The organism is Rhodanobacter sp. FW106-PBR-R2A-1-15, from assembly GCF_058789735.1.
Map to the genome: position 1 here is coordinate 18,115 of NZ_JBYTEM010000011.1, position 26,073 is coordinate 44,187.

The following is a 26,073-nucleotide window of genomic DNA, read 5'->3' on the forward strand; positions in this document are numbered from 1 at the left end:
TCAGGTGTAGACCTCGGTGAACGAGGCGACCAGGTCACCGGTGTGGTAGAAGATGCCGCTGCCGAGGCGGTCCTCCGACCACACCGTCACCGGCCGGTCGCGTTGCGCCAGGTAGCCCAGCCCGGCGAAAGTCTCGTTGCGGTTGCCGCTGGGGTCGAAGAAGTAGATGGTCTCGCCGCGCGTGATGCCGTGGCGCGTCGGCGCGACGTCGATGCGCACCTTGTTCTTCGCCATCACGTCGGCGGCCTTCAGCACGTCATGCCAGGAATCCAGGAAGAAGGCGATGTGATGCAGGCCGTTGCGCGGGCCGCCGACGAACGCGATGTCGTGCGGCGTGGTTGAGCAGGCCAGCCAGGTCGCCGCCTGGATGTTCTTGTCCGGCCCCACCAGCACGTGCTCGGTGAGCCAGAAATCCAGCACCTCTTCCATGAAGCGCGTGTTGTCGGCCACCTTGTTGATGCCGGCCTCGGGGTTCAGCTCGCACATCAGCAAGGTGTGGTCCAGCCAGTGCACGCCGGCACCACGCAGCGAGTCCGGCCACGGGTCGGGATTCAGCGAGCCGACATCGGTGCCGAGCTGCTCCTTGCTGGCGAACAGCCGCATTTCGTGGCCGCTGGGCAGGTGGAACTGCAGCATGCGGCCGGTATCCGGCAGGCTGCCCGCCGGCAGCATGGTGGCCTTGATGCCCCAGGCTTCGATCTTCGGCTGCAAGGCGTCCAGGTCGCTCTCGGCACGCACCTTGTACGCCACGTGGTCGAGCCCGGCACGGTCGGATGCAGTGAGCACCAGCGAGTACTTGTCCCACTCGTCCCAGCACTTGAGATAGACGCGCCCGGCGGCGTCCTTCATCGTCACCCTCAACCCCAGCACGTTGCCGTAGTGCTGCAGAGCGGCGTCCATGTCCATCACCCTGATGCTGGCGTGGCCTATGCGCATGACACTCATCGTTCGTCTCTCCCATGGTCGTTTCGTGTGGGTGCCTGCACGGCGATGCACCCTGCTGCTGTACGGGTAAGGTTTCGGTGCAACTTGCCGACGACGTCGAGGATCACGTCGGTCTCCGGCGCCATGCGGCAGGCCAGCGTGTAGCCCGTCGCTTCCTCTTCCGCGCTCACGTGCGCGCGGCTGATCGCGCCCAGCTGGTGCACGCGCCCGCGGGTCACACGCACCTTGCACACGCCACAGCCACCGTTGGTGCAGCCCACCGGGATGCCCTTGCGGCCGAGCCGCAACATGCCGCACAACAGGCTCTCGTCGTGCCGGCAGAGATAGCTTTCGCCGCTGCAGGCGACGGTCACCGTCAGCTGCAGCGACGACGCGGGGGCGTCGCCGCACTGGTTTCCGTAGGTTGCCGCATCGGTTCGCATCGGCATCTCCTACAAGGCCCGGAACAGTGGGCTGCGCCGCGCCGACGCGGCGGCATCGGCGGCGGTGATGAATTTCTCGGTGTAGATGTCGCGCTCGAACAAGCGGCCCTGCATCAGCGTCGCGATGCAGGCCTCGATCATCGGCGGCGGGCCGCACAGGTAGGCCTGGTGGCCGCGGAAATCCGCGCTGGCGCCGCCGTCCTGGCTGAAGCGCCGCTTCAACTCTTCATGCACGAACCCCCGTGCACCAGTCCACGGATCGTCGTCGGCAAGGTTGGACAGCACCGGCACGTAGTGCAGCCGAGGATGCCTGCACGCGAGCTGCTCGAAGTGGTCGGCGAAATACAGCTCGCCGCGGTCGCGCGCACCCTGGAACAACCAGATGTCGTGTGCGAAATCTTCGGCCAGCAGGTCGGCCAGCATCGACTTCGGGCTGGAAAGCCCCGAGCCGCCGGCCAGCAGGATCACCGGCAAGCCGGCTGACTTGCGCACGAAGAATCGGCCCATCGGCACGGTCAGATGCAGCCGGTCGCCAGCCTTCAACGTATCGTGCAGCCAGCTCGTGGCGGCACCGCCTGGCACCTTGCGCACGTGCAGCTCGATCAAATCCTCGCCTGGCGCATTGGCCAGCGAAAACGCACGCGGCCCATCGACGCCCGGCAGGTGAAGGTTGAGGTATTGGCCAGCCTGGAATGACACGCTCCGGTCCGGACGCAGCCAGATGCCCTTGACGGTGGGCGTCAGGTCCTCGATCCGCACCACCTCGGCCTGGCGATCCTCCAGCGGCAGGTACAGCGCATCCGGGTCCTCGTCGACATCCGCCTCGATCACCGCGTCGTCGTGCAGGGTCGCGCAGCAGGCCAGCGCCTGGCTCTCCTCCCGCTCGAAATCCATCAGCGCGAACGGACTGGCGTTGCCGTGCTCGAACTCACCCTGCACGACCTGCACCTTGCAGGTGCCGCAAAGCCCGTGGCAGCACGCATGCGGCAACCACACGCCCTGCCGCAGGCAGGCATCCAGGATGGTCTGGTCCTGCTCGACCTCCACGGTCTGCCCCAAAGGCTCGATGGTGAGCTGGTAGGCCATGCCGAGGCTCCTTACGTACCGCTGCCGGCGATGCCGGTCAGCCCCGGTGTGCGAAATTGCACCAGCGATTTGTGCACCAGGCCGTTGTCCGCCAGGCTCTTGGTCGGATCGGGCATCCAAGCGTCCTGGCCGTGCTGCCACTGCACTTTTTTCCAGTCGATCCGGACGAAGTCCGGATGTGAGCCGTACAGACCGGGCAGTACCTCGTCGCGCAAGACGGCAAAGCGCATGTCGGGCGACACCGGAATGCAGAACGGTGCGCAGAACATCAGGTGATCCCGCCAGTGGAGATAGAGCAGGCGGTTGCCGTGGAAGTTTTCCTCGGCGTCGCGGGGAACGCCGGTATAGTCGGGTGAGAGTGCCTGGACGGCCATGCGCGAATCTCCTCGGAAAGTTGAGCGGTCTGCCTCAATCGGTGGTGCGGGTGCCGGTCCAGCGATCCCAGTTGGCCTTGTCGGGCGACAGGTCGTGGTCGCCGTTGTCCACCCCGGGCGCAAAGTGGTACCAGGTCAGTACCTCCGGCACGGTGGCGCCGCCGCAGTTGCCCTGGAAGATCTGGTGTACCGGCAGCCACGCCTGCACGTACTTCTCCGGCTCGTAGTCGAAGATGTCCTTGCAGCCGTCCGAACAGAAGTGGTATTTGGCGCCCTTGTAGTCGCTCTCGCGGAAGCAGATGCGTGTCGGGTCCGTGTCGACCTCGGTGAACAACATCGGGACCTGGCAGGTCTGGCACAGCATCGGGAGCCCGGGGCTGAACCAGCGCTCGCCTTTCTTCGCCAGGCCGTCCCAGTGCTCGAAGCGCGGGCGATAAAACTTGTCGAAGGTGTCGGGATATTTCTCCGCGAGCCACTCCTTCTCGCCGTCGCCGGGTATCCAGGTGTGGAAGGCCGCAGCATGGGAAAAGTTGTAGAACGTGCTCCAGACCTGGTGCGACAGGTGCGCCTTTTCCTTCTGCGCCACCTCGTGGTACTTCGGCATGCGTACCCCGTAGCGGGACAGATCCTCGAACAGCGCGCCGCCGTTCTTCTCGAAGTAGATCTCCCAGGCCTCGGACCAGGACATCACGCGCTTGGGCAGCATGTAATCCATCATCATCGCCACCAGCGCCAGCAGCCGGTAGCCGCGCCAGAACCACTTGTCGATCCAGCGCTGCACGATGGGCAGGTTGGCGGGATCCTGCTCCAGCAGGAACTTCACGATCTCCAACCCCAGCGTCATGTGGCGCGACTCGTCCGACTGCGCGGAGAAACCGAACGTCACCGTGGCCATGTCGCCGTTGAACGCGGCGCCCGACATGAAGGGCATGAACAAGAGGTTGGTCAGTATGTATTCGAACGAGAAGGAGATCGCCGTGACGAACTCGAATGGACCGGCCGTCATGGCGTCCTCGAAATAGGACTTGGGCACCGACAGGTACCAGACGCGGTCGTACATGTGGATGTTATCGTGCAGGCCACTGAAGAACTTGTTGTAGTGGCTGATGGTGTGGACCTGCGTCTGCGCATGGCGCAGTTCGTCGATCGCCTGCATCTGGCAGGCGACCCGCGCACCGACCCCGCGCAAGTTGCGACCGGCCATGGCATAGCCGCGGCTGGCGGCTATTTCCAGTGGCGACACACCCTGGAAGAACAGCTTCAGTGCATTGATGTAGCGTGCATCGGTGACGTTGAGATGGCCGTTGTTCTGCTGGAAGGCATCGATGATGGCGTAGAGCTTGCGTTCCTTTTCGCCCTGGAACTTCCAATAGGCATCCATGGTGAGCCGGAACGGGTCCTGCCAGCCTTCCCAATCGTGGATCTTGATGCCCTCGAACTTGTCGAACGGAAAGACCTTGTCCATCGGCTGGTAGGTGGTGTCCCAGCCAAGGTCGCGCGTCATCAGGCTGTAGCGCTCTTTCAGGCCCACTTTGCGTGGGGCAGCCTTGGCGTTGTCTGCGCCTTTCGCCACGATATCGGAGGCTCGCTTGTTCATGGTTCTCTCGTCGGTACGGAGTGTGGTGTGGGTACCGCGTCAGCCGCGGACCAGACAGAATTCGTCGTCGCTTTCGTCGATGTTTCCCGACAGCGAGATCAGGCTGAGGTGCAGTTCCTGCAGGTCCCAGTCGCGACCCAGGCGTTGGCCCACGGACTCGCGCCGCACGACCAGCCGTCCCGGCGCATCGATCTTCACCATGGCGGGGAAATCCGAACGTGTGGCCGCAGGGTTGTCATCGAGGATCGCATCGATGATGGCGCGGGCCTCGTCGCTGGTTTGCAGGGCGATGAAGACGTTGTTGTTCATGGCTTCCTCCCGGTCGGGTCGGACGGCGACGAAGTATTCACGGCGATGCCGACCCGCCCGGCGCGGGCGACAAGGTCACCGACGGCTTCGGCGATGACGGCCTCAGCCTGGTCGCCGAACGCCGCCGTCGCCCATGGCCAGAAGGCATCGACCCATGCTGGCAACCAGTGCTCGATCCATTGCTTGAGCAGCACCGCATTGGCCTCCGACTCGGCGACCGCAGTGCGCAGGCTGGCATCCACCCAGCGGACGCTTTCCTCATACCAGCTCTGGGCGAACTCCGTGGACAGGGCGTAGCCACTGGCCGCTTGCGGTGCGAGCACCTGCTCCAGGCGGCTCATGGCCAGCGGATACACCAGGCCATCGAAGAGGAAATTCTGCACCAGCAGCACTTCGAACCAGTCCGCGGTGACGAACAGCTTTTCCATGCAGGCGCGCACGCCCTGCCAGCATGGGTCGCCCAGCCAGTCCTGCCGGGCCTGGTCGAGTACGGCGGTGTCGTTGCCGTCCAGCAGCAGGCCAATCCGGGTCAGGTACTGCGCCAGGCCAAGACGATCCATGGTGTGGAATTGCGCGGCCTGCGTGATGGCCGCACCGTAGCCATAGGCCACCACAGTGCAGTTGTTCATGTTGGCGCCCCACTCGTAGTGGCGCAGCGGCACCAGCAGGCGGGTCAGACGCGCGCGGTCGGCTTCCGCGGCATCGCGCAGCATCCTGCGGCGGTCGACGAACTCGAAGTTGCTCTCCTGCACTTCCTGCTGCCTGGCCCGCGCCTGGACATACACGCCGTAGTAGTAGTGGCGGGGATCGCGGAAGGCATACCAGTCATCCATCACGATGGCGGTGCGGCGCACGTCGTACAGGTCGTACTGGGGCTGCCAAAGCGGCCTGTAGTGGAAATTGGCCGTTGACTGCAGGTCGAACGTCGCCTCCTGGTAACGCGTGGCCGGCTTGTCAGCCCCGAACCGGCGCGCTATTTGCGAGAACGTCTGCCGGATTGGCCGGATATCACTTGTCTTGATGTCGACCTGCATGAAAAGCTCCTGTGATTGTGTGTCGGTGGCGCCGGTCGAACCGGCTCAGCTCTCGACGTCGGGTTTGCCGTAACGCCATTTCAGCCGCTCGGCGTCCACGGCTGCGCACTCCGGGTCTGACAGGAAACGGCTGTGATGCCGGGCACAGAACTCGCGAAACTGCTCGGGCCGCATTACCAGCTCCACGGTCAAATCCGGATCGCCCAGGGAAAACTCGAACTGCACGAAGCGCTGCCCGATGCCCCCGGTGACGCGCACCGTCGTCGCGGGTTGGCGAAATGCCGGCTGGGTTGATGCATTCATCAGCTGCTCCTGTTGCGCAGGCGGAACGCCTTGGCAGTCCCTAAACGCAATCGCCGTGCCAAGCCTTCACGAACGGCTTCACAGCGCGCTTTGCGCCGGCCAAGCCGCGAACGGTGCCGGGCTGCGTTTGCGCAAATGGTCAATTGATGCGCCGCAGCTTGATGATTTGCGCATGCTGCAGTGCAATCAAACTGTGCTAGGCCCTGCCGAACGGCCTGCAACGCCCGAAAGACGGGCGGCGTGCCACCGGCCCACCTCTTCCGTGGCGGCTCCGATGCCAGCGATTTCTGTTCAGAACGACCTGCTCGACTCGCTCCGATCGCTGATTCGTTTTGAATCGTCGAGCGGGCTCATCTGGCTCGACCAGCACCGCATGATGTTGTTGCACACCGGCGCGCTCGGCGCGTTGCGGCGCGAGCTGCTGGAAAGCTTGGGCGAGCAGCGCGCGCGTGGTTTGCTGCTGCGCATGGGCTTCGTTTCCGGCCAGCGCGATGCGCAGCTGGCGCGCAAGTTGCGCCCAGACCTGGTCGATCAGGTCGAGAGCTTCGCCACCGGGCCGCTGCTGCATTCCTTGGAGGGCGTCGTCAAGGTCGTCAAGGTCAAGCAGGATATCGACATCCAGCGCGGTCGCTATTACGGCGAATACCTGTGGCAGAACTCCTGGGAATGCGAATCACACGTGCGCGAGTCCGGCTATTCGGACGATCCGGAATGCTGGTCGCAGATCGGTTATGCCTCGGGCTATACCAGCGCCTTCATGAACCGCTTCATCGTGTTCAAGGAAGTGGAGTGCACGGCGCAAGGCGACCCCTGCTGTCGCATCGTCGGCAAGCCGGCCGAGGAATGGCACGATCCCGACTACCTGCAGTACTTCCGCCCCGATTCGATCGCGCACGAATTGCTCGACCTGCAGATGGAGGTCGAGCACCTGCGCTCATCCATCGCCCGCCCGCGCTACGATGGCCCGCTGGTGGGCGCATCGTCGAAGTTCCTCGACGCGATGGCCCTGCTCCGCAACGCCACACCCAGCCAGATCAGCGTGCTGCTGCTGGGTGAGACGGGCGTGGGCAAGGAGATTTTCGCGCACTGGCTGCATGACAATGGGCCGCGCGCGGCGCAGCCGTTCGTCGCGGTCAACTGCGGCGCGATACCCGATAACCTGATCGAGGCGGAGCTGTTCGGCGTCGAGAAGGGCGCCTATACCGATGCGCAGAGCAGCCGCGCCGGCCGCTTCGAGCGCGCCGACGGCGGCACGCTGTTCCTCGACGAGGTCGGCGATCTGCCGCCCAGCGCGCAGGTCAAGCTGCTGCGTGCGCTGCAATCCGGCGAGATCGAGCGACTGGGCGGGGAACGGGTCAAGGTCGTCAACGTCCGCGTCGTCGCCGCCACCAACGTCGACCTGCTCAAGGCCGTACAGGAGGGACGCTTCCGTGCCGACCTGTATTACCGACTGGCCACCTTTCCCATCACCATTCCGCCGCTGCGCGAACGCCGCGTGGACATCCCGCTGCTGGCGGAGCGCTTCATCGAGAAATTTTCCCGCCCTGTGGGCAAGCAGATCCGCGGCCTGAGCGACCGCGCGATGCAGTCCCTGGTCGATTACGCCTGGCCGGGCAACATCCGCGAACTGGAGAACGTCATCGAGCGCGGTGTGCTGTTGACGCCGGACAACTCGGCGATCGACCAGCACCATCTTTTCCCGCACGCTGGCTCGATGCCCGCGCAGCACCTGCAGGCATCCGGCGCGATCGGCACCGATACCCCCCGCCATGCCGACACGCTGGCCGAGCGCGTGCTGGAATCCGGCATCGGGCTGGAGGAACTGGAAGACGGCCTGCTGCAGATGGCGGTGGAACGCTCGGGCGGCAACTTGACCCGCGCCGCGAAACTGCTCGGCATCAGCCGCGCAAAACTCGCCTATCGGATCAAATGCATGCGAGATATAGACAAGGGGGATTGAACCGAGCGACCAAGTGGATGAAATTTGAGCGTAGCTTGTAGCCATCCCGGTCGGTACCAGTCGAACTTGTCCGCCGCGCGAAACCATAGGCGGCGGAATACAGAATCCGACGTCGTCACTAGGGGCGTGATCGCCGCGCGCATCACCCTACCCCCGATAACGCGCCCTAATCGCGCGCCCTACGTCAGCTCCCGGCCAACTGCCGACATCAGCATAGTCACGCGAACGGCAGCCATTCGGGTTGGAGCGGATCTTCGGGGCGCTCTGTCATGGGCCAGCTTGAGGTCCGAAATCGTCTCGTTCTTTCGAATGCTTGCCTGCGCTCCGAATCGTCGTGAATCACGACCAAGGGTGGCGCCATGGTTGCTGGTTATGCGCGGCCTTCGCCGCCACGATCCATGCGGGCAGCATGATCGACAACACCAGCAACGGCACGGTCACGGGTACCAAGGCCACACGGGTCGGCGACTACGGCAGTTCCTGTGGTTGCCGTTTGGCAATGCGGGGCGGCAGGACGTTGTTGTGGCATTTTGCCGGTGCTACGGTTCGGGAGTCTGATTCGCAGCCAGAACAGGAGAGGCCCATGCAAGGCGACGCGGTTAAACGTAATCTGAAGGGCATGGATGATCTCGACTTCACCGGATGGAACAACGGCGACTGGACCGGAGTGTTCGCCCATCACCACACCGACGATGTTCTGGTGGACTGGAAGGGTCAGGCTCCGACTCGCGGGATTCAGCAGCATATCGACGCCATGAAAGCGTATGTCGAATCGGCGGGTGGCACGCCACCGCAGATAACCTCCCATCCGATTGCTTTCGGATCCGGTGAGTGGACTTGCGTCGTCGGCGAGTTCGAAGGCGGAGGACGCATGGTAACCGTCGCCAAGTGGCGCGACGGCGCCATTGCTGAAGAGTACATCTGGGCTTAGAAGGCCTCGATAGAGTTGAGCGGTAACCGAGACCGCCTTCAGGCCGTCGGAATCGGGCACGCATTGAGATTGGTCGAGCCGGTGTGGGTCGAGGACCTCCCTTTGTTGCGTGCCCTCCATGCGCCTGAGCAACCGTACTGGGCGGCGGTATCCAGAGCATGGGTTTCACGCGCTTTCGGTCGCCGACTCCGGGGTGAACCAACCTACAGCTGTGGTCGCGTGATTCGCAGCTTGGACTTGCCCCACATGGGCTTCAACGGGAAATAGGCCTGGTGCGTGGTGCCATCCACGGCGACGACGTGGGCATTCGGGCCGAGCATCGCGGTAGCGAGCGGTCGAACGGCCTGCCCGGTGACTTGGAGGATCGACACCTCGCCGGATTCACCGGCCACGTAGAGCCAGCCTAGCGAGGCATCGAAAGCCAGGACATCCGGATCATCGGCAACGTCGAAGGTGGCCTGCACCTTTTGACTGGTCAGGTCCAGCACCAGCAACTTGCTGTTGTCCTCACAGGCGATGAAAGCCAGACGTGAGGCGCCATCGATGTAGAGGCCGTGATTGCCGACGGCTCCGGGAAGGCTGATCCGGCTGATCACCCTGTCGGTAGCTGGGTCGATTTCCACCAGCTGCTTGCGGGTCTGCGCGTTCGCGAAGATGTGCCGGGTGACCGGATCGTACTGGGTGTTGCCCACCTCGCCGCCCAGCGGGATCGTGGCCACCCGGGCGTTCGATCGCACGTCGATCACGGTATCGGTGCCGCCGTGTTCGTCGGAGACATACAGCTTGTGCACGTCCGGGGCATAGGCCATGCCGTCCGGATAATCCCCGCCGGCGTGCGCGCAATGATCTTGAAGGTTTTGGCGTCGATGGCGACCACTTCATCGGCGCCGGTCGCCGAGGCGTATACCCGATCCAGCTCCGGCACATACAGCACACCGTGGACGGAGCTGACGTCGGGAATGGTCGCCACCACCTTGCGCTGGGCGGTGTCGAACACGACGACGGCGCTGTCGCCCAGATGCGCCAGGAAAAGAAGATGGCTTCGTTGGTCGAGGCTGGCGTAGTCCCAGCGCGTGGCTCTGCCGGGCAATAGCACCTCCGCGAGCGTGGTCAGCGGCAACCGGCTACCCGGACTGTTCGCCCCGCTGCACGCGGGCGTGGTTACCAACAGTGATGCAAAGGCCACCAAGGCCATCAGGCCTCGACAGAGGGTGCGGTCTGCCTTGAGGTTCATGTGCCGGCACGCGTGTCCAAAGCACACATGCTACGCGCTACGTATGCTGCCATGACGTCACCGTTCTTCCGGTGGCTTGAGGTGCCGGAACTGCGCCAGTAACAGCAGGTCGTAGAGGATCTTGAGTGAGCCGCAGATCAGCAGCGGCCAGGCGAAAGACGAAGCTGCGAACAGCGCACCCGCCAGCGCAGGACTCGCGGAGGAAGCCAAGCTACGCGGCACCGAAGTGAAACTGGCGGCAGCGCTGCGCTCCGCCTCGGTCACCACGGCCATCACGTAGGACGAGCGCGTCGGCACATCCATCTGCGACAGCGCGGCGCGTACCAGCAGCCATGCCAGCGCCGACGCAAGCGACGGGGCGAAAGCCGCGAGCATCAGCGCGATGCTGGAGGGGATGTGCGTGAATACCATCGTGTTGACCAGGCCGATGCGTCGCGACAGTCGCGCGGCCACCGGATACGACAGCGCGGACAGCAATCCCGTGCCGAAAAAGAACACACCGGCCGCCGTCAGCGAGAGATGGAACCGCTGGAACAACCACAAGGCGAGCAGTGACTGCACGACGAATCCGCCGGCGAAGGCGTCCAGGCTGAACAGGGCCGCGAGCTTCATGACGATGCCGCGCGAAGGGCCAAGTGCACTCACCGGGATGGCCGCTCCATCGACGGCATGCCGGGGAAGGCGCGTATAGAGGTATCGCCCCGCCACTCCCAGCAAGGCGTACAGCACGAACATGGCCCGCATCGCGGTCGACCGGTCCACGCCGAGCGACGTCGCCAGTTCAGGGGCTCCGGCGATCAGCGCACCCACGGCCGCGGCCAAGGCGCCGGCCACGCTGTAGCGCGCGAACATCCGGGTGCGGTCCTGATCGCCGGCTTCGCGTGCCAGTGCGGCATGCTCCAACGGTACGAACACGCTGACGTTGCCTGCGGACGGGTTGATCGTGCCGGCGAAGGCGACGATCAACAGAACGCCGTAATCACGAAAGATGGCGAACGCCAGCCCGCTGGCGACCATCAGTCCGGCGGCGAACAGCAATAGCCGGCGGACTCCGTAGCGTGCACCCAGCCACCCGGCCGCGAAGGTCAGGCACGCCGAACCGAGCAGCGAGGCAGTGGCCAGTACGCCGACCGCGAACGGCGAGAAACCCAGCGCCAGCAGATAGGCCGGCAGCAGGATCGCGACGAAGCTGTCGCCAAAATCGCGTAATGCGCGGGCGGCAAACAAGCCATGTAGCGGATCGAACGTCCGCCGTGAGGATGCGGCCACTAAATTCATAGGCAGATCCGAGTTCTTGTAGATGTTATTACATTGATGTAGCGTACGCTACATGAAAACAAATCCATCGCCTTGGCTGATGCTGGTGGTATCGCTGCCGGGACGCAGCCAGACACCACGCATGCGGCTGTGGCGTGCGCTCAAAGGAGCCGGCGCCGAGGCGCTGCGCGACGGGGTGTATGTGCTGCCGGACAACGCATCGGCCCGGGACCTTTTCCAAGCCCAGGCCGAGGAGGTCATGCGTATCGGTGGGATCGCCCAGATCGTGCCGTTCCATGCGACCGATGCCACTCAGGAAGCCCAGCTGCGAGGCGCATTTGACCGATCGGCGCTCTACGCCGAAGGGCTGCAGCAGTTGTCCATGGTGATGGTCGAGCTGCCCGGTCTGGCGGAGAGCGAGGCGCGCCGACGGCTGGCGGCGGCTCGCCGTGCGGTGGAGGGCGTCGTTGCCGTCGATTTCTTCCCCGGGAAGGCGCGGGATCACGCCGAAACCGCCTTGCGCGATGCCGAGCAGACCCTCAACGGCCAGTTCGCGCAGGACGAACCTCACACTGCACATGGGCTGATTGCCCGTCGGAACGCCGCCGAGTACCGCGGTCGCCTCTGGGCCACCCGCAAACACCTGTGGATCGATCGGGTGGCTGCGGCCTGGCTGATCCGGCGTTTCATCGATCCGGATGCCCGCTTCCTCTGGCTGGACCAGCCCGCGGATTGTCCAGCGGACGCCCTGGGCTTCGATTTCGACGGTGCCACGTTCACGCACGTCGGTGCCCGGGTGAGTTTCGAAGTCCTGGCGACCAGTTTCGACCTGGATCGCAATGCCGGCCTGGCTCGTCTGGGTCGCCTGATCCACTACCTCGACATCGGCGGCGTGCCGGTCGCCGATGCCGCCGGCTTTGCCAGTGTCATGGCCGGTGCGCGAAGCCGTCGCGGCAACGACGACGACGGCTTGCTGCAGGACATGGCCATCGTGCTCGACTGTTTGTACGCCGCCTACCTCGACCCACCCGGAGAATCGCCATGAACGCCCGCGTTTTCCGCCCCTGCCTGCGCCCGCTTTGCCTCGCGCTGATCGCGCTCAGCCTGACCGCGGCAGCCCTGCCCTCTGTCGCCACGACCCTGGATCCCGCCACGATCGGCAAGGCCGCCGGCGTCGACGCCAAGGCGCAGCCCGATGGTGCCATCAAGATCGGCTGGAGTCGCTCGGACGTACCGGTGACTGTCGACGGCATGCGCCTGTCGCCGGCCGCCGGCCTCGGCTCCTGGGCGTCCTTCACCGCGATGGGTGATCAGGCCATGGTCATAGGGGACACTGTCGTCTTCCAGGACGAGGTCGATGTCGCCATGGATGCCGCCTTCGCACACGGCCTGAGCGTCACCGGGCTGCACAACCATTTCTTCTACGACCAGCCGAAGGTGTACTTCATGCACCTCGGTGGCGAGGGTTCACCGACGCAGCTGGCCGCTGGCGTCAAAGCGGTGTGGGATGCGGTGAAAGCGGTACGCGCAACCCATCCTCAGCCGGCGCAAGGGTTCGGCGGCGCCACACCGTCTCCGGGCAAATTGAATGCGACATCGATCGCCACGATCATCGGGCACCCTGCACCGGTCACCGATGGGGTGGCCAAGGTCACCATCGCACGAGAGGGACAGATGCACGGACAACCCATTGGCGCATCCATGGGGTTGACCACCTGGGCCGCGTTTAGCGGTAGCGATGAGCTGGCGTCCATCGATGGCGATTTCATCATGCGCGCCGACGAGGCGCGTCCGGTATTGCAGGCACTGCGCAAGGACGGCATCCACATCGTGGCCCTGCACAACCACATGATGGATGAGAATCCGAACTACTACTTCACCCACTTCTGGGGCAAGGGCAAAGCCGCCAACCTCGCGCACGGATTCCGTGCGGCACTGAATGCCCAGGTCGCCAGCGCGAAGCACTGACCATCACGCCCAAGGAGCACCATGCGGAGTGCGTCGCTGCAGCTTGCGATCGGGGTGGCCATGATGACGGCCACCACGGCAACGCGGGCGCACACGCAGAACGCCCTCGTCAGTACCGGCTTCACCCGCCGAGATCCGCGCGCTGCGGGTTCCTGACAGCACCATCCACCTGGATGGTGCTTTGGACGAACCCGCCTGGGCATCCACGTTCGTTATGGTGCTGACCCAACAGGACCCGCATGCGGGCGAACCCACGGCCTACCACACCGAGGTGCGGCTGCTGGCAGCATCGCGAAAGAAGCTCAGCAGCACCCGCCTGCCCCGCAAGGCGTCGAGATGAATCGGGTGCGCCGTGGATGCCCTGCGTTCGAAATTCCGGTACAGGCGCCGGGGTCCTGATGCGCATGTCGCTCTCCAAGTCGCCCTCCGGGCGACCGGTGCGGTCCAAAGGCGTCAATTTGAAGAGACTGCAAATTCCCAGTTGGATTCATGCGCCGATCCGGGTATTCGCGGAAGCCACTCCTTCCCTGCTCCTCGACAACGTTCTCCAATCATTTCGTTCGACATGGGTCCGGGACGTTTCAGAGACGGTTTTTGGGCCGCTCGCGGTAGTCATGCGCAAGCCAGGTCGTGCAGAGACCGTTCCAGCGCCATGTCTGCCTGCTTCCTGTGGAGCGACGCGCCCGGGTCTTGAGCAGCACGATGTCAAAAGACGAATCTGGGGTACTGGCTCACAACACGATGGTCATTTCCGACAGGAGCTCCAGGTTCTGATCCGCCACTACGCCATGTGCCGGCCTGCTGGACAAGGTGGCATCGCGCGCCGCCATGACTTCGTGAATCTCGCTGGCACACAGCGCGACCACGCTCTCCAGTACGGCGTCGATGCTGGCGTGGCCGGTGTCCAGGCGCATCCGGGCCAGCAGCCGTTCGGTACTCGCGGCGCTCAGCATCAGGTCGCCGGTAACCCAGCTGTTGACGGTGAACAGACTGGTTGGCACGCCCTTGGCGCTCATGCCTATGCCCAGCAGGTGCCGGGTGGTGACCGATGCCTGCGGATCGCCGGTCAACGCGGCGAAGGCCTTTTCCGCGCCCGACCGGAGCCGCCTTGCCCACAGCGGACGGCGGGCAAACAGATGGAAGTGACCGTGCTCGGTGGTGCCGGGTCGATCTTCGGGTGAGTGCGAGTGGTAGAACCACTGGTAGCCACTGACTCGATCGATCGCATCGTTTTCGGGATAGTGCTGCCATTGTCGCGGGAGCTTGCCCGCAAGCAGGCCTTGCAACAAATGCTCGCCGCGCGCCGCCAGGACGGCGTAGGTTTCCAGCAAGCGCCGGCCGGCGGCATCGGCGTCGGTACCGCCAACGGGGCCCCGATGCCGCCGGCCAGGCGCCGGTGCCATCAGTGCTGGGCAGCGCACTTGGGAGCGCACTTCGCTCCGCACTTGGGTGCACATTTGGGTGCGCACTTGCTGGCGCCACACTTCGCCTTCATGTGCCGGTGCGGGTGCTTCTTGGCAGCGCACTTGCCTGCCGCACACTTGGCGCCGCACTTGGTCATGCTCGTCGCCGGCCCGCACTTGGCCTGGGCGCCGCTCGTGTCCGCGGCAGCTGCGGGGAGGGCAACGATGGCAGCGGTCAACGCGGCGAGCGAGGCGAGTTTCACGGAAGCTTTCATGGGGTTCTCCAATGCAGGTGAAAGGCAGAAGTACGGGTAGAGACGCAGGGTCTCGACAACAGAGAGGCCGCCGGCGAACGAAAGGATTCAGGAAACCGATGCGGCGAAGCGTGCCCACCCGTATCGCAGGCAGGAGGCCGGCGCGAGCGGCGGAAAATCATCGTCCAGGCCGTGGGCTCGGCTTCGCCACCGCTCAACCGAGCCACAAATACAGCAGCGCGCCGAACATCGCGCCGACGGGCACGGTGATCAACCACGAAAGGACGATGGCGGTCATCACGGGGCGATCCACGCCGGCACCATTGCTGATGCCGCTACCGGCGAGTGCGCCGACCGACACATGGGTCGTGGACACCGGCAATCCGCTGAATGACGCCGTGCCGACCAGCAGACTGGTGGTCAGGCCGGCGGCCAGCGCCCCGCCGGCATCGAGCCGCGTGATCCTGTCGCTCATGGTGCGGGCGACACGGGCCGCCCCCAACAGGCCGCCGACGAGCATCGCCAGGCCGACCGCCAGCGCCGAGGCGTTACCGTCCAGCGCGGCGACCGGCAGCAGCAGCGCCGCGATCTTGGGTGTGTCGTTCAGGCCCCTGGCGAAACTGACCGCACCGCCGGAGAGATACAGCAGGCCATCCACCAGGCCACGGGCATCGGGCCGCCACACCCGCCGGGCCCCGACGCTTTCGCACTCGGCCACGGTACCGGCGAGAGCCACCGGCATGCCCGTACGCAGCATCAGTCCGTCCGCAGAGACCTGCACCGCACTCACCGTGCACTCGCACTCCGGCTCGCGCTCTGCTCGGGCGGTCAGCCGGCGCAGCCACGGCGCCAGCAGGTAGGCCGGCAGGACCGCAATGACGGGAGTCGCCAGCAGCGGCAGCAGGAAGCTGTGTCCCAGCGTGCCGAATTTCACCGCCGAGCCGACCGCCATCAGGCCGACACCGCTCATCGCGCCGACCAGCGCGTGGGTGGTCGAGATCGGCTGCCCACGCCAGGCGGCCAGCGCGACCGTGATACCGGCGCCGCCGGCGACCGCCAGCGCAAACGGTAGCTGTGCCGCGACCTCGGCCGGCACCAGGCCGGCACCCGTGAACGCCTTCAGCAGCGCACGCGCGAGGAACACCGAGGACAACGATCCGGCCAGGGTGGTGATGCTCGCCCAGCCCAGGCTGGTCCAGTAACCGGCGCGGCGACTGCCGTACAGGACGGCCACGCCCTTGAAATTATCGTTGGCGCCGTTGGTGGCGGCGAGGAACAGCACGGTCAGTACGAGCAGGGTTTCCATCGGGCATCCCGGGTAGCGTCACGCGAAGACGAAGCTGTAAGGCACAAGGCCACATGCCATAGAGCCATCCGGGTGGCAAAACGATTCAGGCGGTTGGAAATTCTGCAAGTTGCCGCTGCATCCAATCCGCCAGCGCACGCTGCGCCGGCAAGGCCTCCGGCAGCCGGCCAAGCGCGCCCAGCACCCGCGGCAGATCGTCGGCGTTGTCGACATCGGCGAGCACGGGCAGATCGGCGATGCTTCCCGTCGCTGGCAGTGCCCTGCGCAACGCCAGGCAGGTGTCGCCCTGCGAATAGCGCACCGACTGCCAGATCGCCAGCGGCACCGGCGTGTTGGCGCCGAACAACCAGAAGCCACCATCGGTGGCGGGACCGAACACGAACGCCACCGGGGGCTCGGCCAGTGCCTGCGCGGCCTGGGCCAGTTGCCCCGACGTGAGCTGCGGCACGTCCGCGCCCACCAGCAGCACGCTGTCGTGCCGGCTCAACAGGGTCTCGAGGACGTGATGCATGCGCGTGCCCAGATCGCCCTCCCCTTGCCAGATCGTGGGAAAGTCCGGCCATGCTGCGTGTGCCGCGTCGTCGGCCTCGGCTACCGCCCAGTAAGGCGTGATGAGCGGCCGGGCCGACTCGGCCACCGCCGCCACGGCAGCGCTGGCCAGCCGATGGAAGTTGAGCGCGGCGCGTTCGCCGATAACGGCTGCCAGCCGCGTCTTCAGCGGCGAATGACCCGGAGTCTTGACGAAAATGGCCAGCGCGGTCGTCATGCCCTCGTCCGCCGCGTGGCGCGCCATGCCGGCCACGCCTGTGCCGCGGTCAGTCGCCAGTGCCTGAGCGTGGTACTCAACCAGCCGTGTCGCGCATATTTGCGCGCACTGGTCTCCAGCACGGCGGGAATGCGCCGCAGCGGCAACCCTGCATGTCTTGCGGCCCATACCAGCAGGTGGTCCTCGCCGTAACGCGCCTGCTCGTCGAAGCCGTGCAGCGCCGCGAAGCAATGCCTGGGCAACAGCAGTCCCTGATCGCCGAACGGCAGCCCCAGCCAGCGCGCGCGCCAGTTGGCACCGGCCGCGTTCAACGCCGTCCAGCGCGGGCCATCGCCACGAAAGGCGAGCGTGAACCAACCTAGCGCCTCGGCGCGCTGCCCGATGAAGTGCTGTAATTCATGCAGGGTGCCGGGACGCAAGCGCGAGTCGGCGTGCAGGAACCACAACCAGTCGCCCGTAGCCAGGCCGGCGCCGAGATTCTGCTGGCGGGCACGGCCGGCCTCGCTGCGGCACTGCCGATAGTGCAGCTGCGCGGGCCACGTCGTCAGTGGCGGCCGCGACTCGTCATCGGCGCACACCACGATCACCTCGCTGCCGCTCGGCAAGTCCGCCAGCTGCCGCAGCAGCTCGGGCCATTCGGTTTCGCCGGGCGCCAGCGGCACGATCACCGACAACGAGGTCATGTCAGCAACAGCCGGACGAACAGCTGGCCGCGGTGCCGGTCGATGCGGCGGGCGCGCAATCGAACAGGCCGAAATGCTGCCGCTTGTCGCCGTCGATGCGGAAATGCGCGGCATAGCGGCTGCCCGAGAGCATGTCGGCGGTGTTTCCGCAGACCCGCACCGGGCGGCCGCTCTCGAACAGGTGATGGTCGTCCAGCGCGAAGCGGTGCGGGTGCCCGGGCAAGCTGCCCAGGTAGGTCGCGACCTGGCCGTAATCCTCGCAGCGATCCTCCAGCGGCAGATTGAATGCGCGCCAGGTGATCGACTCGAAGTTCGCAAAGCCGATACGTTGCTCGATCGCCGCATCGGTCAGCGCAATCGGGCTGCGTGCGCACACGCGCGCATCGGCCACGCCCAGTTCACCGAGCAGCCGGCGGAAATCCTCCACGTACAGCGCGCCGGCCAGGCACTCGCCCAGCAACACCGGGTCGGCCAACAGCTCGCGTGGCAGCCGGCGGTCGCTGAACACGTCGGAGAAATACAGCTCGCCACCGGGCTTGAGCACACGGCATATTTCGGCGAACGCACGATGCTTGTCCGGCACCAGGTTGAGCACGCAGTTGGACACCACGACGTCGACGGAGCCATCGGCGATGCCCAGCGCCGCCAGGTCCGCAAGATCGCCCAGCTGCAGGGTGACATTGCTGCGCGCATGGCCGAAGGCCTGCGCATGCCAGGCGCGATGGCGCTCGGCCACCGCCAGCTGCTGCTCGGTCATGTCGACGCCGATCACCCGCCCCTGCTCGCCTACCAGCTTCGACAGCAGATAGACGTCCCGCCCGCTGCCGCAGCCTAGGTCGAGCACGGTGGCGCCTTCCACCGCCGGCGGCAGCGGCGAGCCGCAGCCGTAGAAGCGTTCGCGCACCTCCGGGTGCAACTGGGCAAGGATCGAACGCAGCTTTTCCGGCATCGCTTCCAGGCTGCAGCATGCCGTGGTGCGCAGGTCGCGGCTCGACTGCAGGGTTTCGCCGTAGTAGCTGCGCACGGCGGATTGCTGCTCTTCCGCGCGGGCGACGAGGTCTTGTTCCAGGTTCATGCTCATGTCAACGACCCTCCACAGGAGCTGCCCGCCCCGGCGGTACAGCCATAGCAATGATTGGCGAACGCAATCGGGCCGTACCCGACGTCCGCCAGGGCGTCGATTTCCCACAAACTGCGTCGGCGGCCGCCCAGCGGCAGCCCCAGCGCCTGGTTGAAATCGCAGTCGAAGAGTTCGCCATCCCAGCTCACCGACAGCAGGTTGCGGCACATCACACCCAGCGCCGCCCGCGGATTGAACGCATCGAGCAGGGTCTGCATGTAGCGCTCGTAGCGGCCCTCGCGCTCGAGCAGGTGCAGGAAGCGCTTGATCGGCATGTTGGTGATGGTGAACAGGTGGTTAAACACGATGCCGAAGTGTTCGGCCAGTTCGCGCCGGTAGGTCGCCTCCAGCGCCGCCTGGGCCGGCGGCAGCGTGGCGCCCAGCGGGTTGTAGACCAGGTCCAGTTCCAGCCCGGAGCCGGCGCGGCCGTAGCCGAGCGCATTGAGCCGATGAAGGGCGCGCAGGCTGGGATCGAAAACGTGCTGCCCGCGCTGCTTCTCCACGTTGGCCTTGCTGTAGCAAGGCAGCGAGGCGACCACCTTGACGCCCTGCGCGGCCAGGAACTCGGCGGTGCCCTCCTGTCCCGGACGGAACAGCACGGTCAGGTTGCAGCGGTCGATGACGGTCTTGCCCAGCGCACGCGATGCCCGCACCAGGGTGCGGAAATGCGGATTGAGTTCCGGCGCGCCGCCGGTCAGGTCCACCGTATGCACGCCCGGAGCATTCGCCAGCAGTTCCAGGATGCGTTCCACCGTGGCCGCCTGCATGATCTCGGTGCGCCCGGGGCCGGCCTCCACGTGGCAATGCTGGCAGGCCAGGTCGCACAGCTTGCCGACGTTGACCTGCAGGATCTCCGTCGGCGTGCGCGGCAAGGCGAGCCCATGCTCGCGCAGAGAGCGGGCGAACGATGGTGCGGCGAAAGATGGCACGGCGTTCATGGCAGCATGTCCTGGCGATGTTGGCGGCGCTGGCGCACCTGTGCGGACCGGTCCGGGCGCCCCGGCAGCAGAGCCTCCACAGTACGCCGTGATCCTTCGCATACCGGTCGCACGGCAAGTATGCGGCACCCGGCCCTCTGTCCTGGCATGAAATCGTGATTCCTCATGCCGTCCTCACTTCCGCCGCCAGGCGTGATAGCGGGCCAGCCAGCGCAGCACTCGTTCGGGCGCATGGGCCTTCTTCCAGTTCCCCGCCGCGTACTTGTTGGCTTCGGCCCAGGTCGGATACGCGTGGATGGTGCCAAGGATCTTGTTGAGTCCCAGCCCATGGCGCATCGCCAGCACGAACTCGGCCAGCATTTCGCCTGCATGCTGGCCCACGATGGTCGCGCCCAGGATGCGATCCTTGCCCGGCGCGGTCAGCACTTTCACGAAGCCATGCGCCTGATCCTCGGTGATCGCCCGGTCCAGGTCGTCCAGTTCATAGCGCGTGGTCTCGAACGCAATGCCCCGCGCCTGCGCCTCGCGCTCGTTGAGGCCGACGCGCGCCACCTCCGGATCGACGAAGGTCACCGCAGGAATCACCGCGTAGTCGACGCGAAAACGCCAGATCGAGCCGAACAGCGCATTGACGGCGACGTACCACGCCTGGTGGGCGGCGACGTGAGTGAACTGGTAGGGCCCGGCGACGTCGCCGCAGGCATAGATGTTCGGGTACAGCGTGGCCATCCAGGCATCCGTATCCACCGTCCTGGTCACGGGGATGCCCAGTTCCTCCAGCCCGAAGCCGGCGACGCGGGGCTTGCGCCCGACCGCCACCAGCAGGGTGTCGAAGGGGATTCTTGCGCGCCGGCCCTGGTGGTCGCAGACCAGCGCGTATTGCCCGCCGTCGCGTTCGACCGCCAAGGCGCGGCAGTCCGTACGCACGTCCACGCCATCGGCCGACAGGCGCGCCCGCACGAAGGCGGATACCTCGTCATCCTCGCGCACCAGCAGGCGTCCGTGGCTCTGTACCTGGACGACCTGCGTACCGAGTCGGGCAAATGCCTGCGCAAGCTCGCAGCCGATCGGGCCGCCACCCAGTACCAGCAGGCGCCCGGGCGGGTCCTGCAGCTGCCACAGCGTCTCGGAGGTAAGGTAGCCCGCTTCGGCCAGCCCCGGCAGATCCGGCACCATGGGTTCGGCACCGGTGGCGATCACGATGGCGCGCGTGGTGACAGGCCTGCCGTCGATCTCGACCGCCCACGGCGACACGATGCGTGCATGGCCATGCTGCACGTCCGCGCCCAGCCCGCGGTAGCGTTCCACCGAGTCGTGCGGCGCCACGGCCTGCACGGCGCGCCGCACGCTGTCCATCACGGCGCGGAAATCGACCCTGACATCGCCGGCATCCACCCCGACGCGGGTCGCGCCCCGCGCCTGCGCCGCCAGCCGGGCCGCGTGGATCAGCGCCTTCGATGGCACGCAGCCGGTATTGAGACAGTCGCCGCCCATGGCGTCGCTTTCCACCAGGGTAACCTTTGCCCGCACGGCGGCGGCGATGTAGGCGCTGACCAGTCCCGCCGAACCGGCGCCGATCACTACCAGGTTCCGATCGAAGTGCTTCGGCGCCGGCCAGCCTGCATAGAGACGCCGCTGCTTCACCCACGCCACGCTCCCGCGCGCCAGCCATGGGAACACCCCCAGCAGGACGAGTGAGCCGGCGATCCGGGGCGAGACGATGCCCGACAACGAGTGCAGGCGGGCCAGCTGGGTGCCGGCATTCACGAACACCACGGTCGCCGCCAGCATGCCGAGCTGGCTGACCCAGTAGAACGCGCGTATCGGCAACCGGGTCAGCCCCATCAGCAGGTTCACCACGAAGAACGGGATCACCGGAACCAGCCGTAGCGTGAACAGGTACAGGGCGCCTTCGCGACGGATGCCCTCGTCGACCGCGTGCAGGCGCTGGCCGAAGCGCCGCTGCACCATGTCGCGAAAGACGAACCGGCTGGCCAGGAACGCCAGCGTCGCGCCGATGCTGGAGGCAAACGACACCAGCAGCGTACCTTCCAGCAGGCCGAACATCGCGCCGCCCGCCAGGGTCAGCAAGGTGGCCACCGGCAGCGACAACGCGGTGACCGCCACATACAGCAGGAAAAACCCACCGCCGAGCAGCCACGGATGGGTCTGCCGGAAAGCGTCCAGCGCGAGCAGGTGCGCCTTCAGCGCCGCGAGCGTGAACTGGTGCTGCCAGCCCAGCGCGAAGAACACGGCGACCGCACCGGACAGGCCGATGACGATCAGCCAGCGGAGGATCGTGGAGCGATTTTTCATGCGTACGGAATCCGGTCGGCGGCGCTCAGTCCCTGAGATATTCCTGGACCATCTGGCGGCCACGATGGATGCGGCTCTTGACCGCCTCCCGCGTCAGCAGGAGCTGGCCGGCGATCTCGCTGATCGAGTACTCCTCGAAATCGCGAAGAATGATCGCCTCCCGGTATTTTTCCGGCAACGACTGGATGGCGGCGGCCAGGTCCGAGCGCAGATCGAGGTGCTCGACATAGACAAAAATGGCGTGATCCGGCTCCGGCAACGCGACCTGCCCGCGCATCGCGCGCAGCAGGCGGTGGCATTCGTGGCGCACGATCGAGAAGGCCCAGGCGGGAAACGAGGCGAGTGTGCGCAGCGTGCCGAGCCGGCGGTAGATCAGCAGCAACGACTCCTGTACTGCATCGTCCGGGTCCACGCTGCTGGCGCATTGCGACTGGGCGATGCGCCGCAGGTCGGGGCGGCAGGCGGTCAGCAGCCGTTCGACGGCAGCGAGGTCGCCCTGCCGCGCGGATTCCAGGAGGATCGGGTCATGTCGCATGGGTGAACCTTTGCGTGGTTGCTCGATGGTGCAAACGGTGGAGATTCCTGTTCTCTCACCCCATAGAGGACACCGGCGCATCAAAGGATTCAAGCGGATTGACCGGCACGACCGGCTACCCTGCCCGTACCGCGGTATCCGCGCCATCGCCGCGCCGCGCCGCGGGCCGGAGTCGTTCGAGGATACGATCGAGCGAGAACGGGCCCGGACCCCAGGCGATCACCGCCAGCAGCATCATCGCCCAGACCTTGTGGTCGCTGAAATCGTTGCCGACCAGGCCGGCCCAGAAACCGTGCGGCCACAGATCCGGGTAGGAAACGACGGCCATGATGTTGTAGATGAACAGGAACCCCGCGGTCAGCCGTCCGCCCAGCCCCAGCAGCAGGAACCACGGCGCGACCAGCTCGATCCAGGTGCCGAGAAACGCCGCGGCGTCGCCGGACAGCAGGGGTACGTGGTATTCGTTGTTGAACAGGTAGGACGTACCCGCCGGGTCGTCGAGCTTCACCACGCCGGCGCGCCAGAACGCCAGTGCCACCCACACCCGGAACAGCAACAGCACCACCGGCCCCAGGCTCGACAGCGCCGCTGCCAGCTGCCGGTAATAGCCACTCGTGCGCCACAGCAGCTTGTTCATGTGCAGCCCTCTTGGTTGTTGAACGCCACGACCAGGCCCTGCACGAGCAGGTCCCGCAGACAGGGTTGAAGATCGAAAGCGGCATCCAGGTCCGCGGCCGCCCGATGGGCCGCAGCCACGTCGCCGCCCGCGGCCAGCACCTCGATGCAGCGGAACGTGGCGGGGTCAACCGCAGCCATGGCTACCTCGCCACCGTCACGCCACAACAGCACGCTCTCGCCTCCTCGATCGGGACGCGGAGCGGGCCCGACGGGCGACTGGCACCACTGCCACAGCGTGAGCACGGCCCAGCGGCTGTGCAGCCGATGCAGGCTCGGATGCAGGCGCAGGTGCAGCCGGTGCGGTTCCACCGCAGCCGCGTCGGCGGCGGCCCGGGCGTCGGCAGGCGTCGCATCCGGCGCCAGCACGGTCAGCTGGCGCAACCAGTCCAGCCTCGCGATGTCCGCCAGATAGCCCAGCGAGCGGGCCTGCGGCATCGCCTCGATAAACCCGGGCAGCGCGCCGCCGAAGGACTGCAGGTTGCCGCAGGTCGAGGGATGCTGCTGCTGGTAACGCGCCGCCATCGCCTCGAAGAAATCCTCGCCCACCAGCGCATGCACGGTGGGGAAAGTGTCGTGCAGGGCCGCCTTGAGGGTAGCGGCCACCGCGTTGCGGTAGATGCGCAGCCGTACCGCCGGATCCAGCCCTGCGCCGTCGACCCATGCCGCCACGTCGTCGCCGCGGCCCAGCACGGCCGCGGCAAAGCCCTGCTGCAGTTCATGCAATCGCGGTGCGGCAGGCATGCAGCTCCTCCTCGGCACGGGCGGCTTCGGCCAGCAGCACCTCCAGTTCGGGAATGTCCTGGTCCCATTCGATCAGGGTCGGCTGCGGTCCGCACAGTTCCAGCGCCTCGCGATAGAGCGCCCATACCTCGTCGGCGACGGGACGGCTGTGGCTGTCGATCAGCAGCGGCACCGGCAACCGGTCTTTGCGCAGAAACCCGGCCAGATGGATCTCGCGCACCGAGGCATGCGGCATGGCGCGCAGGTACTCGCCCGGGTCGAAACCGTGATTGACGCTGTTGACGTAAACATTGTTCACGTCCAACAGCAGGCCGCAGCCGCTGCGGCGTACCAGCTCGGCGACGAAGGCCGACTCCGGCATGTCGGCGTGGCGGAAGCTGAGATAGCTCGAGACGTTCTCGACCAGGAACTCGCGCCCCAGTGCGTCCTGTACCTGCTGCACGCGCGAGACCATCAGGTCCAGCGCTTCCGCCGTATACGGCAGGGGCAGCAGGTCGTTCAGGTGGACGCCGCCGATCGCAGCCCAGCAGATGTGGTCCGAGACGAGCGCGGGCTGATAGCGGTCGACCAGCCGCCGCAGGCTGGCCAGATGTCCAACGTCAAGCGCGTCGGAAGAGCCCAGTGACAGGCCGACACCGTGCAGACTCAGGGGATAGTCCGCGCGGATACACTCCAGCGCCGCATGCATCGGACCGCCGGCGGCGAAATAGTTCTCGCTATGCACTTCGAACCACGGCACCGGTGGCCGCTCCTGCAGCACCCGGGCGATGTGCGGCGCACGCAAGCCAATCCCGGCCTCTGCCGGGATCGGGCGCTGCGCCTGTGGCAGCAGGCAGCTCATGGTCTTGGCTCAGGCCTTGTCCGCCGGAGTGGTGGAACCGCCGTCGATCTTCTCGCACAGGCCGGCCGGCACGGCCACGAATGCATTAGCGTCGCGTGCCTTGCTGTCCTGGCCGGCGCACGAATGCCCCGGCGACTTGCAGTCGTTCTTGTGCGCCGCGTTGATGCCGTAGCACTTGACCATCGCCATCTTGCCGCTCTTCATGTCGTTCGCGCCGTTCGGCGCCGGGCTGGCGGTGGCGACCGACGCCACGCCGAGGGTCAGCGCGCCGGCCAGAGCGACCTTGAGCAGGTTGTCGTAGTTCATGATGGGTATCTCCATAAGGTGAGCCGGGGCGTCCGGCACCTCATAGAGCCGCCCGGGAGGCCAAAGGATTCACCATACGGGTGTGCTGCAGGCGACCCATCAAGCCGATGAGGCAGCAAGGCGGCGGGTGTCGACTGCGTCGCCACGGCAACAGCATCCGTCGGCAGGCAACGGACTGGTGCGGACGCTGACCTGCGGCCGCTGTGTACCGATTGCAACGTGGCCCTCGATGGCGTCAAGCTGCACGAATGAATCACAGGTCGGCAAAAATCTGGCGCTCGTATCGCAGCCTGCCCCGCTGGGTACAGGTCTGGGTGGGCTTCGTGCTGATACCGGTCAACGTGTTGCCGTTCCTTCTGCTGGACACCTGGAGCGGCCGTGCAGGCGCCGCGGCCGCCCTCTTTGTGGTGGCTACCAACCTGCCGATCATGTGGCTCGCTGGCGGCATGAGCCGGGCGATGTCGCTGCCGCACCTGTTGGCCTGGGTTCCGCTGGAAATCGCGTTGGCTCTGCGCCTATCCGGTGCCGCCGGCAATCTGCCGCCGTCAACGGCCGAAATGGCGCTCGCGATCGCATTGTTGCTCGTCAACGGCATCTCGCTGGCGTTCGACGCGCTCGACTCGTGGCGCTGGTTGCGAGGACGGCGCGACGTACCCGGAACTGCAGCCTGAGTCTGCCGTGGCGGGGAACGACATCAGCCTCGTACCGCCACTGACGACCGATGCGAGCTGGCTTCCCGCCATCCATGGGTGGACGCGCATTCAAT

General features: G+C 66.0%; 29 protein-coding genes. 6 read left to right on the top strand and 23 right to left on the bottom strand.

Annotated features, from left to right (window positions below; translation table 11 throughout):
* The 8 genes from AC3WTD_RS07800 to AC3WTD_RS07835 are packed head-to-tail and all read right to left on the bottom strand — an operon-like array spanning nucleotide 1 to nucleotide 6,070.
* On the bottom strand, nucleotides 1-936 hold the full coding sequence (locus AC3WTD_RS07800; protein WP_492613447.1) for a catechol 2,3-dioxygenase: 936 nt from the start codon (nucleotides 934-936) through the stop codon (nucleotides 1-3).
* 5 nt (nucleotides 937-941) lie between these two features.
* Entirely contained in the window at nucleotides 942-1,367 is a 426-nt protein-coding gene (locus AC3WTD_RS07805; RefSeq protein ID WP_492613448.1) for a 2Fe-2S iron-sulfur cluster-binding protein, read from the bottom strand.
* Between the two features lie 9 nt (nucleotides 1,368-1,376).
* A complete protein-coding gene (locus tag AC3WTD_RS07810) occupies nucleotides 1,377-2,453 on the bottom strand; it encodes an NADH:ubiquinone reductase (Na(+)-transporting) subunit F (protein ID WP_492613449.1) in 1,077 nt (358 codons plus the stop codon).
* Nucleotides 2,454-2,464: 11 nt separating this feature from the next.
* Nucleotides 2,465-2,827 (bottom strand): phenol hydroxylase subunit P4, encoded by a 363-nt coding sequence (locus tag AC3WTD_RS07815; protein WP_492613450.1) that lies wholly within the window; start codon nucleotides 2,825-2,827, stop codon nucleotides 2,465-2,467.
* 34 nt (nucleotides 2,828-2,861) lie between these two features.
* Complete coding sequence (locus AC3WTD_RS07820) at nucleotides 2,862-4,424, bottom strand: aromatic/alkene/methane monooxygenase hydroxylase/oxygenase subunit alpha (protein WP_492613451.1); 1,563 nt, start codon at nucleotides 4,422-4,424, stop codon at nucleotides 2,862-2,864.
* A gap of 39 nt (nucleotides 4,425-4,463) precedes the next feature.
* On the bottom strand, nucleotides 4,464-4,733 hold the full coding sequence (locus tag AC3WTD_RS07825) for an MmoB/DmpM family protein (protein ID WP_027491973.1): 270 nt from the start codon (nucleotides 4,731-4,733) through the stop codon (nucleotides 4,464-4,466).
* Nucleotides 4,730-5,767, bottom strand: a complete 1,038-nt coding sequence (locus AC3WTD_RS07830) for an aromatic/alkene monooxygenase hydroxylase subunit beta (protein ID WP_492613452.1) — start codon at nucleotides 5,765-5,767, stop codon at nucleotides 4,730-4,732. Before AC3WTD_RS07830 ends, AC3WTD_RS07825 begins: the two co-directional genes overlap by 4 nt.
* Before the next feature lie 45 nt (nucleotides 5,768-5,812).
* Nucleotides 5,813-6,070, bottom strand: coding sequence for a phenol hydroxylase subunit (locus tag AC3WTD_RS07835; RefSeq protein WP_027491971.1), 258 nt, complete (start codon nucleotides 6,068-6,070; stop codon nucleotides 5,813-5,815).
* On the opposite strand from AC3WTD_RS07835, the gene AC3WTD_RS07840 reads away from it, so the two are divergent.
* Both AC3WTD_RS07840 and AC3WTD_RS07845 read left to right on the top strand, forming a co-directional pair.
* The gene (locus tag AC3WTD_RS07840; protein ID WP_221174180.1) at nucleotides 6,015-8,030 is read left to right on the top strand and encodes a sigma-54-dependent Fis family transcriptional regulator; all 2,016 of its coding nucleotides are present in this window, start codon (nucleotides 6,015-6,017) and stop codon (nucleotides 8,028-8,030) included. The two genes, AC3WTD_RS07835 and AC3WTD_RS07840, sit on opposite strands and share 56 nt — an antisense overlap.
* 409 nt (nucleotides 8,031-8,439) lie before the next feature.
* Nucleotides 8,440-8,961 (top strand): ester cyclase, encoded by a 522-nt coding sequence (locus tag AC3WTD_RS07845; RefSeq protein WP_221174179.1) that lies wholly within the window; start codon nucleotides 8,440-8,442, stop codon nucleotides 8,959-8,961.
* 203 nt (nucleotides 8,962-9,164) lie between these two features.
* Here AC3WTD_RS07845 and AC3WTD_RS07850 read toward each other — a convergent pair whose 3' ends face one another.
* From AC3WTD_RS07850 to AC3WTD_RS07860, 3 genes are read right to left on the bottom strand one after another with little or no spacing between them, the layout of a single operon-like run.
* Nucleotides 9,165-9,770: a YncE family protein gene (locus tag AC3WTD_RS07850; RefSeq protein WP_492613453.1), complete on the bottom strand. Its 606-nt coding sequence runs from the start codon at nucleotides 9,768-9,770 to the stop codon at nucleotides 9,165-9,167.
* Nucleotides 9,704-10,195, bottom strand: coding sequence for a YncE family protein (locus AC3WTD_RS07855; RefSeq protein ID WP_492613454.1), 492 nt, complete (start codon nucleotides 10,193-10,195; stop codon nucleotides 9,704-9,706). Before AC3WTD_RS07855 ends, AC3WTD_RS07850 begins: the two co-directional genes overlap by 67 nt.
* A gap of 57 nt (nucleotides 10,196-10,252) precedes the next feature.
* On the bottom strand, nucleotides 10,253-11,473 hold the full coding sequence (locus AC3WTD_RS07860) for an MFS transporter (protein WP_492613455.1): 1,221 nt from the start codon (nucleotides 11,471-11,473) through the stop codon (nucleotides 10,253-10,255).
* Between the two features lie 52 nt (nucleotides 11,474-11,525).
* Here AC3WTD_RS07860 and AC3WTD_RS07865 point away from each other — a divergent pair, with 52 nt between their 5' ends.
* The 3 genes from AC3WTD_RS07865 to AC3WTD_RS07875 all read left to right on the top strand — a co-directional run bounded on the left by AC3WTD_RS07865 (nucleotide 11,526) and on the right by AC3WTD_RS07875 (nucleotide 13,760).
* On the top strand, nucleotides 11,526-12,497 hold the full coding sequence (locus AC3WTD_RS07865) for a chromate resistance protein ChrB domain-containing protein (RefSeq protein WP_492613456.1): 972 nt from the start codon (nucleotides 11,526-11,528) through the stop codon (nucleotides 12,495-12,497).
* Nucleotides 12,494-13,420, top strand: a complete 927-nt coding sequence (locus AC3WTD_RS07870) for a DUF1259 domain-containing protein (protein WP_492613457.1) — start codon at nucleotides 12,494-12,496, stop codon at nucleotides 13,418-13,420. Before AC3WTD_RS07865 ends, AC3WTD_RS07870 begins: the two co-directional genes overlap by 4 nt.
* 181 nt (nucleotides 13,421-13,601) lie before the next feature.
* The gene (locus AC3WTD_RS07875; protein ID WP_492613458.1) at nucleotides 13,602-13,760 is read left to right on the top strand and encodes a hypothetical protein; all 159 of its coding nucleotides are present in this window, start codon (nucleotides 13,602-13,604) and stop codon (nucleotides 13,758-13,760) included.
* Between the two features lie 391 nt (nucleotides 13,761-14,151).
* On the opposite strand, the gene AC3WTD_RS07880 is transcribed toward AC3WTD_RS07875, so the two are convergent.
* From AC3WTD_RS07880 to AC3WTD_RS07935, 12 genes are all read right to left on the bottom strand, one after another.
* Nucleotides 14,152-14,877: a DUF6969 family protein gene (locus tag AC3WTD_RS07880; RefSeq protein WP_492613497.1), complete on the bottom strand. Its 726-nt coding sequence runs from the start codon at nucleotides 14,875-14,877 to the stop codon at nucleotides 14,152-14,154.
* A 414-nt stretch (nucleotides 14,878-15,291) separates the two neighbouring features.
* Complete coding sequence (locus AC3WTD_RS07885; RefSeq protein WP_492613459.1) at nucleotides 15,292-16,383, bottom strand: inorganic phosphate transporter; 1,092 nt, start codon at nucleotides 16,381-16,383, stop codon at nucleotides 15,292-15,294.
* Nucleotides 16,384-16,468: 85 nt separating this feature from the next.
* Entirely contained in the window at nucleotides 16,469-17,176 is a 708-nt protein-coding gene (locus tag AC3WTD_RS07890) for a TIGR04282 family arsenosugar biosynthesis glycosyltransferase (RefSeq protein ID WP_037089023.1), read from the bottom strand.
* Nucleotides 17,146-17,832 (bottom strand): TIGR04283 family arsenosugar biosynthesis glycosyltransferase, encoded by a 687-nt coding sequence (locus tag AC3WTD_RS07895; protein ID WP_037089004.1) that lies wholly within the window; start codon nucleotides 17,830-17,832, stop codon nucleotides 17,146-17,148. Before AC3WTD_RS07895 ends, AC3WTD_RS07890 begins: the two co-directional genes overlap by 31 nt.
* Before the next feature lies 1 nt (nucleotide 17,833).
* Nucleotides 17,834-18,913 carry a methyltransferase domain-containing protein gene (locus AC3WTD_RS07900; RefSeq protein WP_492613460.1) on the bottom strand — a complete coding sequence of 360 codons (1,080 nt, stop codon included), beginning with the start codon at nucleotides 18,911-18,913 and terminating at the stop codon, nucleotides 17,834-17,836.
* Complete coding sequence (arsS, locus tag AC3WTD_RS07905; RefSeq protein ID WP_492613461.1) at nucleotides 18,910-19,890, bottom strand: arsenosugar biosynthesis radical SAM (seleno)protein ArsS; 981 nt, start codon at nucleotides 19,888-19,890, stop codon at nucleotides 18,910-18,912. Before arsS ends, AC3WTD_RS07900 begins: the two co-directional genes overlap by 4 nt.
* A 174-nt stretch (nucleotides 19,891-20,064) precedes the next feature.
* Nucleotides 20,065-22,206 (bottom strand): dihydrolipoyl dehydrogenase family protein, encoded by a 2,142-nt coding sequence (locus tag AC3WTD_RS07910; RefSeq protein ID WP_492613462.1) that lies wholly within the window; start codon nucleotides 22,204-22,206, stop codon nucleotides 20,065-20,067.
* Nucleotides 22,207-22,231: 25 nt separating this feature from the next.
* The gene (locus tag AC3WTD_RS07915) at nucleotides 22,232-22,741 is read right to left on the bottom strand and encodes an RNA polymerase sigma factor (RefSeq protein ID WP_492613463.1); all 510 of its coding nucleotides are present in this window, start codon (nucleotides 22,739-22,741) and stop codon (nucleotides 22,232-22,234) included.
* A gap of 115 nt (nucleotides 22,742-22,856) precedes the next feature.
* The gene (locus AC3WTD_RS07920; RefSeq protein ID WP_492613464.1) at nucleotides 22,857-23,378 is read right to left on the bottom strand and encodes a DoxX family protein; all 522 of its coding nucleotides are present in this window, start codon (nucleotides 23,376-23,378) and stop codon (nucleotides 22,857-22,859) included.
* Complete coding sequence (locus AC3WTD_RS07925) at nucleotides 23,375-24,160, bottom strand: HvfC/BufC family peptide modification chaperone (protein WP_492613465.1); 786 nt, start codon at nucleotides 24,158-24,160, stop codon at nucleotides 23,375-23,377. The genes AC3WTD_RS07920 and AC3WTD_RS07925 overlap by 4 nt, the downstream gene beginning before the upstream one ends.
* The gene (gene bufB / locus AC3WTD_RS07930; protein WP_492613466.1) at nucleotides 24,135-25,001 is read right to left on the bottom strand and encodes an MNIO family bufferin maturase; all 867 of its coding nucleotides are present in this window, start codon (nucleotides 24,999-25,001) and stop codon (nucleotides 24,135-24,137) included. Before bufB ends, AC3WTD_RS07925 begins: the two co-directional genes overlap by 26 nt.
* Nucleotides 25,002-25,010: 9 nt before the next feature.
* Nucleotides 25,011-25,307, bottom strand: a complete 297-nt coding sequence (locus AC3WTD_RS07935) for a BufA1 family periplasmic bufferin-type metallophore (protein ID WP_027491753.1) — start codon at nucleotides 25,305-25,307, stop codon at nucleotides 25,011-25,013.
* A 248-nt stretch (nucleotides 25,308-25,555) separates the two neighbouring features.
* Between AC3WTD_RS07935 and AC3WTD_RS07940 the strand changes: the two genes are divergently transcribed.
* Nucleotides 25,556-25,978 carry a hypothetical protein gene (locus AC3WTD_RS07940; RefSeq protein WP_492613467.1) on the top strand — a complete coding sequence of 141 codons (423 nt, stop codon included), beginning with the start codon at nucleotides 25,556-25,558 and terminating at the stop codon, nucleotides 25,976-25,978.
* Nucleotides 25,979-26,073: the final 95 nt, after the last annotated feature.